The 8989-nt window shown below is 60.4% G+C and carries 9 protein-coding genes; 7 read left to right on the forward strand and 2 right to left on the reverse strand.

Features of this window, described 5'->3' with window-relative positions; translation table 11 throughout:
- Nucleotides 1–27 precede the first annotated feature (27 nt).
- Nucleotides 28–783: a ketopantoate reductase family protein gene (locus tag AC1VS5_RS08940; RefSeq protein WP_481218410.1), complete on the reverse strand. Its 756-nt coding sequence runs from the start codon at nucleotides 781–783 to the stop codon at nucleotides 28–30.
- Between the two features lie 331 nt (nucleotides 784–1114).
- Between AC1VS5_RS08940 and pflA the strand changes: the two genes are divergently transcribed.
- On the forward strand, nucleotides 1115–1912 hold the full coding sequence (pflA, locus tag AC1VS5_RS08945) for a pyruvate formate-lyase-activating protein (RefSeq protein ID WP_417057094.1): 798 nt from the start codon (nucleotides 1115–1117) through the stop codon (nucleotides 1910–1912).
- A gap of 863 nt (nucleotides 1913–2775) precedes the next feature.
- On the forward strand, nucleotides 2776–3171 hold the full coding sequence (locus AC1VS5_RS08950; protein ID WP_417057093.1) for a hypothetical protein: 396 nt from the start codon (nucleotides 2776–2778) through the stop codon (nucleotides 3169–3171).
- 192 nt (nucleotides 3172–3363) lie between these two features.
- On the opposite strand, the gene AC1VS5_RS08955 is transcribed toward AC1VS5_RS08950, so the two are convergent.
- The gene (locus tag AC1VS5_RS08955; RefSeq protein ID WP_417057196.1) at nucleotides 3364–4254 is read right to left on the reverse strand and encodes an ROK family protein; all 891 of its coding nucleotides are present in this window, start codon (nucleotides 4252–4254) and stop codon (nucleotides 3364–3366) included.
- Between the two features lie 378 nt (nucleotides 4255–4632).
- Between AC1VS5_RS08955 and AC1VS5_RS08960 the strand changes: the two genes are divergently transcribed.
- From AC1VS5_RS08960 to AC1VS5_RS08980, 5 genes are all read left to right on the forward strand, one after another.
- On the forward strand, nucleotides 4633–5124 hold the full coding sequence (locus AC1VS5_RS08960) for a PTS sugar transporter subunit IIA (RefSeq protein WP_329739322.1): 492 nt from the start codon (nucleotides 4633–4635) through the stop codon (nucleotides 5122–5124).
- 202 nt (nucleotides 5125–5326) lie between these two features.
- On the forward strand, nucleotides 5327–5635 hold the full coding sequence (locus AC1VS5_RS08965; RefSeq protein WP_019127604.1) for a PTS fructose transporter subunit IIB: 309 nt from the start codon (nucleotides 5327–5329) through the stop codon (nucleotides 5633–5635).
- Nucleotides 5636–5673: 38 nt separating this feature from the next.
- The gene (locus AC1VS5_RS08970) at nucleotides 5674–6801 is read left to right on the forward strand and encodes a PTS fructose transporter subunit IIC (RefSeq protein WP_346680918.1); all 1128 of its coding nucleotides are present in this window, start codon (nucleotides 5674–5676) and stop codon (nucleotides 6799–6801) included.
- A 142-nt stretch (nucleotides 6802–6943) separates the two neighbouring features.
- On the forward strand, nucleotides 6944–7807 hold the full coding sequence (locus tag AC1VS5_RS08975; protein ID WP_022349813.1) for a class II fructose-bisphosphate aldolase: 864 nt from the start codon (nucleotides 6944–6946) through the stop codon (nucleotides 7805–7807).
- Between the two features lie 129 nt (nucleotides 7808–7936).
- Complete coding sequence (locus AC1VS5_RS08980) at nucleotides 7937–8839, forward strand: ketose-bisphosphate aldolase (protein WP_019127607.1); 903 nt, start codon at nucleotides 7937–7939, stop codon at nucleotides 8837–8839.
- Nucleotides 8840–8989 lie beyond the last annotated feature (150 nt).

Genomic DNA, 8989 nt, shown 5'->3' on the forward strand with positions numbered 1-8989 from the left:
CGAACCCGAAAGAAGCGCATGCCCATTTCAAAAAAGAAGACTTGACCAAACACAGTCGCCCAGATCCTGCTCGGTGAGCTCGATTCCTTCCGCCCGTGCTACGGCCATGGCCTCGCGCATAGCGGCGATGAAGCAGCGATTCTGTTCGCCGGGCGCGGTCGCAGTACCATAGGTGCCTCCATATGCCATGCAGGTTTGGTTTATCCCTACGTTGAGCATGAATTTCGTCCATAGACGATGTTCGACGTTCGCCTCGACCGTATGGGGGATGCCTGCTCGACGGAAGAACGCGGCAATGCTGTCGACGACGCCTGGATTGGTTTCCTCCGCCGCGCCGAACCGGATCTCGCCTGGATGCGTATAGGTGAGCTCGCCATTTAGAAACACGGCGTCCATGCCCTGCGCAACGCTGAGCACCGTATGTTGCCAGCCAAATCGCTCGGCTATGATGCGCTCGCTTCGAATGCCGTTAAGAAGCGAAATGATGTATGTGTTCGGGCCTACCAGGGCTTCCATGGTGCTGAGCGCTTGATTGAGACCCGTTGCCTTAGTGGCGAGCACGACCAAGTCGAACGGACGCTCGCTTGCCAAGTCGCTTACGGGCAAAGTTTCGATATCGCATTGCACGCCATTGATGAGCGTGCGGTCGTGTCGATGCCGTTCGAACCGTGCGTCATCCATTACATAGGTAACCGCTCCAGCATCGAGATGCGCTGCGGCAATGCTGCCGTAGAGCAGTCCTACCGCGCCCTTGCCTACTATTGCCATGCGTTCGATTGCCATGCCTGCTCCCTATGCTCGTTTGGTTCCGTGGTCGCGCCTGCCAGTATAGCCCTGCCGCTGTGGGGTTCATGCGTTTACTCATTTCGTTACATCGCTGAGTCATTCTGAGTCATTTTGGGACGGGGTCGTTTTGACTCATCGAGCCCGCGTGTCCGCATCGATTGCAGCGCGCGGGCGCTTTTTGTTTGTGCGGCGCCCGCCCCGCCCCTTCCTTGGGAAGTCATTTCTCTTCTGTACCGACTTCACCCATTGTTCTGTGCGCGCCGGACGCAGATAGAGGACGTACAATAGCGGTGGCGAACAAGCAACGTGAGCAAGGAGCGTGGGCGCGGTGGCAAAGGTTGAGCTCGAGGCGCAGATAGAAGACCAATCGCAGTTCCCGTTGGGGCGCGTTCATTCCATCGAGACCATGGGCACGGTCGATGGGCCGGGCACGCGGCTCGTGGTGTTCGTCCAGGGCTGCCCCATGCGTTGCGCCTACTGCCACAACCCCGATACCTGGGCGGTTCAGGCGGGCACACCCGTCTCCGTCGAGCACATCATGGGCACGTTCGAGAGCAATTGGCAGTTTTATCGCAACGGTGGCATCACGGTTTCTGGCGGAGAGCCGCTGCTCCAGCCCGAGTTCGTGGCCGCCCTCTTTGGCCAGGCCCACGCCCGTCCGGCCGGGAGGGTACATACCTGCCTCGATACCTGCGGCTACGCGTACACGCCCGATTCCCCTGAGCGCTTCGACGCGCTGCTTCGCGCAACCGACCTTGTGTTGCTCGACATCAAGCACGCGGATCCCGAGGGCCATCGTGCGCTTACGGAACGTAGCATGGACCGAATCCTCGCCTTTGGCGACGAGCTTGCTCGCCGCAACATCAAGACGGTGATCCGGCATGTTGTGGTGCCGGGCTATACCGATTCGGTTGAGGAGTGCGAAAAGCTCGGTCGGCTGATTGCTCCCTGGCATAACGTTGTCGGCCTCGAGATGCTGCCATACCACACCATGGGGGTGGTGAAGTACGAGCAGCTCGGCATCCCCTACAAGCTCGAGGGCGTTCCGCAGATGGACAAGGGCCGCATCCCCGAGCTGCGTGCTGCTGTGCTTCGCGCCATGAAGGGGGCCCGCGCAAGCGAGTAGGCGATCATCGGCCGTACGCCGGACGGGCTGACCGCGCCCGTTCATTCTTGGGCAAAAATGTGCCGTTAACGGCTTCTACAGAGGCCTGTAACGGTACAATCTTGCCCAAAAATGAGAGTGGGGCTACGCTTTAGAGTGGGGCTACGTTTTAGAGTGGGGCTACGCTTTAGAGCGGGTCTATCCTTCAGAGAGGGTCTACGTTTTAGCAACGAACCGTGCCGTCCGCACGCCTGCGCGTGCGGGCTACGTTTACCTAGGGGGCAAGGGCCGTGCGCTCAAGCGTTTCGGAGCGAATCGCCCGTCACGTCGCACAGGCGGAGCAGGACGGGATTCTATTTCGTCCGCCGCGAAAAGAAATTCGTGCATTTCGCCGGCGTGTGGATACGGGCGAGCTGGTCGAGCCATTTCCCCAGCTGTTTGGGCGCTGTGCATTTTGGGCGGGGCTGGAATCGTGGCGCAAGCCGTACGTCATCATCCAATCCCTTGCGCGCTACGATGAACGATTGATTTTCTCCTCGTTTTCCGCGGCGTGCGCGTTCGGCCTTCCTGTGTCGCTTGAGCTGCTGGAAGATGTGTACCTCGCGGTGTCGCCCGGTTCCCATACTGGGAAGACGGGCCGATTTGTGCGATGCGGTGTGCGCGCTACACCAGGAATACCAACGTTTGCGCGTGGCGTCGTAAGCGGGATCCACGTGATCTCACCTGAACAAACGGTTGTCGACTGCCTATGTGCAGCGCCGTTTCCTCAGGCACTGGCCATTGCGGACGCTGCGTTGCGCCTTCTCGACATATCGAGCGAAGAGCTTGTGCAGCGTGTGAGACGATATGGCGGTCGCAAGCGAGGTGTCAGGAGCGCGCTGCGCGTGGCATCGTATGCGGACGCGCGCAGCCAAAGCGGGGGAGAGTCCATCGCGCGCGGCGTTATGATCCAAGAGGGCTTCGTCGTCCCCGAGCTTCAGGTGGCGTTCCCAGATGTTCTGGAGCCGTGGAGAACGTTCTACGTCGACGGCGCGTGGATTTTGGAAGACGGGACAAAGCTGGTATGGGAGTTTGACGGCAAAGACAAATATACGCGGTTCGCGGGGGAACACGGCGACACCGTGGCGCGCATGATGCATGAGCGCCAGCGCGAATCTCGCCTGACGGCGGTTTGTGATGCCGTGATTCGTTTTGATTACCGTACCGTGATGACGCCCGGAGCGCTAGCGCGGCTCTTGGATGCGTACGGTGTGCCGCGTGTCGCGTCTCGTGGAATTTGATTGTAGGGCCCGCGTGGGTGCACAGGTACGGACACGCGGCCGCACGCTGTTTGATTGTCTTTCATTCTCGGGCAAGAATGTGTCGAACTTGGCCGAAATAAGTGGCTATAACGGCACAATCTTGCCCAAGAATGAATAGGGAGAGAGCGGGAAGGCGGCGTCACGTTGCGGCACGACACCGCCCCGGCAGCATTATCCCTCCAGTGCCTGGCGGGCCAGCTCGAGGCAGCCCATAACGCCCTGCTTACCCTCAAGACTGTTGTTCACAATGTAGGTGTCGAGGTTTGCCACCTCGGGCGTGACGATGTAGTTGTTGAGCACCTCGGCCGTCTTGGCGCGCGCGAGCTGCACGATGGGGGTGTGGTCGCCCACGCCACCGCCAATGATGATGCGCTGCGGCGAGTAGCAGAGGATGTACGTGGCGAGCGCCTGCCCCAGGTACCCGGCGAGAAGGTCCATGGCTTCCGGATCGTCCGCCATCTGGCTGCCCTTCTTGCCATTCCAGCGCTTGGCGATTGCCGGGCCGGCGATGAGGCCTTCAAGGCAGTTCTTGTGGTACGGGCACGCACCATCGCCCGCGATGGGGTCATCCGGATTAGGAACCAGCGGGATATGGCCTGCCTCAGGGTGCATCATGCCATGGAGGAGCTTCCCGCCCGAGAGAACGCCGGCGCCCACGCCCGTACCGATGGTGAGGTACACCACGTCGGTGAGCCCCTGCGCGCAGCCGAAGGTGACCTCGCCCAGGCACGCGACGTTCACATCGGTGTCGTATCCGCACGGAATGCCGAGGGGTCCCTGCAGATTGCCCAGCAGGTCAAAATAGCGCCACGCGGTCTTGGGCGTTTCGAGAATCTGACCGTAACGAGGCGAAGAGGGGTTCACCGCAGTGGGGCCGAACGCGCCAATGCCCAGCGCAGCGATGCCCTTGTCCTTGAACCAAGCAGCGCACGTCGCGGTTGTTTCCTCCGGGGTGGTGGTGGGGAACGACTCGGACTCGACGACGGTGCCGTCGGCATAGCCCGTGGCGCATACCATCTTGGTGCCGCCGGCTTCCAGCGCGCCGAGCAAGACCTTATCCATCATAGGGCTCCTTTCAGCCAGATAACCTTGCCGTTTCAACTATTATAGTTTGATGAAACGCAGAAGGGCATGATATTGGGCGAGCGGGGCTCTGTTCGGTGTGAACGGGATGAAACAGAAGTCTTGTTTACATAAAGCCCCTTGCATGCGGCAAGCGCACATTATGCAGATACGTGCAGGTTGAAGCAGAGAATAATAACGGTTGCCAATAAAATGCTGCTGAATCAATTCTGTTTCATCAAATGGGAAATGCTGAAACCGTTCACCTGAAAAAACCTACCGTTCACCCTAAAACGCCCCGTGAATCACAAAATTGTTTCACAAGATTGTATAGTTGTGAAACAACGAGGGAGAAAGACATTTGGGAGGAGGAATGTCATGGCAGAGGGAACCCAGGGGTTCAACATCTCCAACGTGATCGACGAGAAGCTCATCGCGCTTGACCTCGACGTGAACACCAAGGAGGAGATGCTCAACGCTCTGACCGACCTGTTCGAGGAGCAGGGAAAGCTCAACGATCGCGAGGGCTTCTTCAAGGATGTCATGTGGCGCGAGGGCGAGGGCCAGACCGGCATCGGTATGGGTGTCGCCATCCCGCACGGCAAGTCCGCGGGTGTGAACGAGACCGCGCTCGCTATCGGCACGTCGAAGAACCCGCTTGCGTGGGAGTCGCTCGACGGCGAGCCGGTTACGGTTGTCATCCTGTTCGCCGTTACCGAGGGCGATTCCGACGTTGTGCATCTTAAGCTGCTCCAGCATGTGGCCATGCTGCTCGCGCATGAGAGCTTCGTTGAGAAGCTGCATGCGGTCACGAGCCCGCAGGAGATGCTGGCGCTGCTCGAGTCGAGCCCGGACGACTACGACGACTAGGGGCCGAGCTGGCAGGTGCGGCCATTCGTCAGCTGAGGCAGCTGCCCTGCGGATGGTCCCGCGCATTCACTGCAGGCAATGAGCGCGCGCAGCCTGATCGCCGGCTGGCAGCGCGTATGGCTTTGCAACATCCACGGCGCGACGCTATCGCCCGCACGCCGTGGTTGGTAATTGGGGAGAGGCGATAGAGAAGGAGGAGCTCATGAAGCTCGTCGGCGTTTGCGCGTGTACCTCTGGTATCGCGCACACCTACATGGCAAAGGAGAAGCTCGTCAAAGCCGCCCAGGCACTCGGCCACGAGATCCACGTGGAGACGCAGGGCACCATCGGCGTTGAGGACCCGCTCACTCCGGAGGAGATCGCCGAGGCTGATGCCGTCATCCTGGCTGTCGACATCAAGGTCGAGAAGGGCCGCTTCGAGGGCAAGCCCACGCTCGAGATCCCGACCTCGCTCGTGGTGAAGGCCCCCAAGCAGGTCATCCAGAAGGTTGCCGAGTCCATCGGCAAGTAGTCAACCGGCTATATCCCGTGTGAAAGGGGGATTTCCTCATGGCAGGAAAACTGAAGGGAAAGTTCGCTCCCTCCGAGATTAAGAAGCACGTGCTTACCGCCATTAGCTACCTGCTTCCGCTCATCGTGGCCTCCGGCCTGCTCATCGCTATCGGTAACCTTACCGGTGGCGTTACCATCGCTTCGATCGACGAGCTCGACGCGATGACGGTGCCCTCGGCGCTCACCACGCTCGGCGGCATGGGCATGGGCCTCATCCCGGCATTCATCGGCGGCTACATCGCCTACTCCGTTGCCGACCGTCCCGGCATCGCGCCCGGCTTCCTCATGGGCATGATCGCCTCGTTCCTGAACTCCGGCTTCCTCGGCGGCCTCATCGGCGGCCTGCTCGTGGGCTACATCGCGCTCGTCATCGAGACCTATCTCAAGGTTCCCAAGTGGGCGCAGGCGCTCATGCCCATGATGATCGTCCCGCTGCTGTCCTCTGCGCTCGGCGGCCTCATCATGTTCTTCGTGCTCGGCACCCCGATCACGATGCTCACCGGTGCGCTGACCAACTTCATCACCGGTCTTGACCAGAGCCAGAAGGCCCTCTACGGATTCATCATCGGCTGGATCGGTTGCCTGGATTACGGTGGAGCTATCTCCAAGGTCCCGAACCTGATCTGCGATGGTCTCATGGCTGATGGCATCTATGGCCCCGAGGGCATCAAGGTCCTCGCCGCAATGGTTCCGCCCATCGGCGTGACGCTCGGCTGGCTGCTTTCCAAGGCCATCAAGAAGCCGATCTTCAAGTACTCCGAGGAGGAGAACATCAAGGTCGCCTTCCCCATGGGCATCTGCATGATCTCCGAGGGCGTCATTCCCATCGCCATGAACGACCTCATCCGTACCGTGATCTGCACCTCCATCGGCTGCGGCGTGTGCGGCGCGATCAGCTTCTCCGCTGGTGTTGAGTCCATGGTTCCCTCCGGCGGCGTCTTCGTGATCCCCGCTATGACCAACCCGCTCATGGCCGTTGTCGCGCTCCTCGTGGGTTCCTGCGTCACCGCCGTGCTCCTGGTGCTCATCAAGAAGCGCCTCACCCCCGAGCAGGTTGACGATCTTGGCATGGCCGAGGACGACACCGAGGAAGAGATTGACCTCTCCGGCTTCAGCCTCTCCTAAGGTTTGCATGCGGCGGGGCTTCGGCTCCGCCGCCATTCTCCCGGCGTCGCACGGAAGCGCTTGAGTCACCTTGGAAGCTCGCTTCGCATTCGTCGTAACGCGCTTGGCATGATGTACGTACGGTCAAGGAAGGACCCATTCCATGTATGAATCGATGAAGGGCATGCTCGCTAAGGCCAATGCCGAGGGCTATGCCGTCATGGCAATCAACGCCTTCAACCTCGAGACGGCGCGCGGCGTCATCACAGCGGCCGAAGAGATGAACGCCCCCATCATCATCGACCTGCTTCAGGATCATGTGAAATCGTTCTTCGATTGCGATATCCTCACCCAGCCCATCATCAAGATGGCGCAGGCGGCGAGTGTGCCTGTGGCTATCAACCTCGATCATGGCCACGATATCGCGCACCTCAAGCGCTGCCTGCATGAGGGGTTCTCAAGCGTCATGTGCGACGCGAGCGCGCTTTCGCCCGAGGAGAACGCTCGCGTGACGCGCGGCATCGTCGAGCTCGCCCAGACCTACGGCGCCTCTGTTGAGGCCGAGGTGGGCAACATGGGCCGCATCGACGAGAGCGGGGCGGTGCTAACCGATGACGAGATGTACACGAACCCCGATGTGGCGATCAAGTTCATCAAGGAAACGGGCGTTGATTGCCTGGCCGTGTCCTACGGTTCCACGCATGGCGACTATCCCGAGGGATACGTTCCCACGTTCCACTTCGATATCGTGGAGAAGATCAAGGCAGCTACGGGCGCTCCGCTCGTGCTTCACGGCGGGTCCGGCGCCGGCGAGGAGAACATGCGTCGCTCCGTCGAGGCCGGTATCAACAAGATCAACGTGGGCACGGACTACATGATTGCCCAGCGCGAGTTCGTCGCGAAGGCGCTTGCCGAGAACCCCGGTTACGATTACCCGACGCTCGTCGAGGACAGCTGGAAGGCCGGTATCGAGGTTATCAAGCGCTACATCGAGATTTCCGGTTCTGCCGGAAAGGCTCGCTCGTAAGCAGCGGTGTTACGTTTGCCGCGTGAGGCAGAGGTTGAGATAAAGGACATGTGCCTCGTCTCGCATACGGTGAACAGCACATATGGTTGGTAGTCAACGAGTACGACAAGTAAAAGGAGACATGAGACTATGCTCATCAACATGAACCAGATGCTCAGCGTCGCGAAGGAGAAGCACTTCGCAGTGGGCGCCTACAACGTGTCCGAGAGCAATCTGTTCCGCACCGTGGTCGAGGCCGCTGAGGCCAACGACGCCCCCGCGATCATCGCGGTGCACCCCACCGAGCTCGCCTACTGCAAGGACGATTTCGTCAAGTACATGATCGCCCGCGCTGGCAACAGCCCGGTTCCGTTCGTCATCCACATGGACCATGGCGACAGCATCGAGAGCATCATGCGCGCCGTGCACGTGGGCTTCACCTCCGTCATGATCGACGGCTCTGCTCTTCCGTTCGAGGAGAACATCGCCAAGACCGCCGAGGTCGTGAACTACTGCCACATGGTCGGCGTCTCGGTCGAGGGCGAGCTGGGCACCATCGGTGACACCGGCACCTCCATCGAGGGCGGCATGACCGAGGTCATCTACACCAATCCCGAGGATGCCAAGAAGTTCGTCGAGCAGACCGGCGTCGATACGCTCGCCGTCGCCATCGGCACCTGCCACGGCCTGTATCCCAAGGGCGTCACCCCGAAGTTGCGCATGGACGTGCTCGAGGAGATCACCAAGGTCGTTGACATCCCGCTCGTGCTCCACGGTGGTTCGGGCAACCCCGACAGCGAGATCGCCGAGGCCGTGCGTCTGGGCATCCAGAAGGTGAACATCTCCTCCGACTACAAGAGCGCGTTCTTCACCAAGGCTCGCGAGATCCTCTCCCAGGAGGGCTCCGGCTGGGATCCGAACAACCTCTTCCCCGAGTGCATCGAGGCTGGCAAGGCAGTCATCAAGCAGAAGATGGAGCTCTTCAACTGCGTCGGCGCCGCGAAGTACTATCGCGATCCCGTCATGCCCCAGTGGCGTCAGGAGCTCAACTAGCTCATACGTGCAGCGCGCACTCCCCTGGGGTTGCGTAGGCCGAGCACTTCGCGTCCTCGCTCCCTAGCCGCTGCATCATCTATGGAGAGGGTCCCATATGGGGCCCTCTTCTTGTCACGGGGGTAGTTGTATCTTGGCAGGGCTTGGGGC

This window comes from Enorma sp. (assembly GCF_982429025.1).

Excerpts from the sequence above, each read along its gene's own strand:
- AC1VS5_RS08965 (WP_019127604.1), top strand. The coding sequence starts at position 5,327 with ATGAAGCTCGTCGGCGTTTGCGCGTGTACCTCTGGTATCGCGCACACC.
- AC1VS5_RS08940 (WP_481218410.1), bottom strand. The coding sequence starts at position 783 with ATGGCAATCGAACGCATGGCAATAGTAGGCAAGGGCGCGGTAGGACTG.
- AC1VS5_RS08970 (WP_346680918.1), top strand. The coding sequence starts at position 5,674 with ATGGCAGGAAAACTGAAGGGAAAGTTCGCTCCCTCCGAGATTAAGAAG.
- AC1VS5_RS08960 (WP_329739322.1), top strand. The coding sequence starts at position 4,633 with ATGGCAGAGGGAACCCAGGGGTTCAACATCTCCAACGTGATCGACGAG.
- AC1VS5_RS08955 (WP_417057196.1), bottom strand. The coding sequence starts at position 4,254 with ATGGATAAGGTCTTGCTCGGCGCGCTGGAAGCCGGCGGCACCAAGATG.
- AC1VS5_RS08980 (WP_019127607.1), top strand. The coding sequence starts at position 7,937 with ATGCTCATCAACATGAACCAGATGCTCAGCGTCGCGAAGGAGAAGCAC.
- AC1VS5_RS08975 (WP_022349813.1), top strand. The coding sequence starts at position 6,944 with ATGTATGAATCGATGAAGGGCATGCTCGCTAAGGCCAATGCCGAGGGC.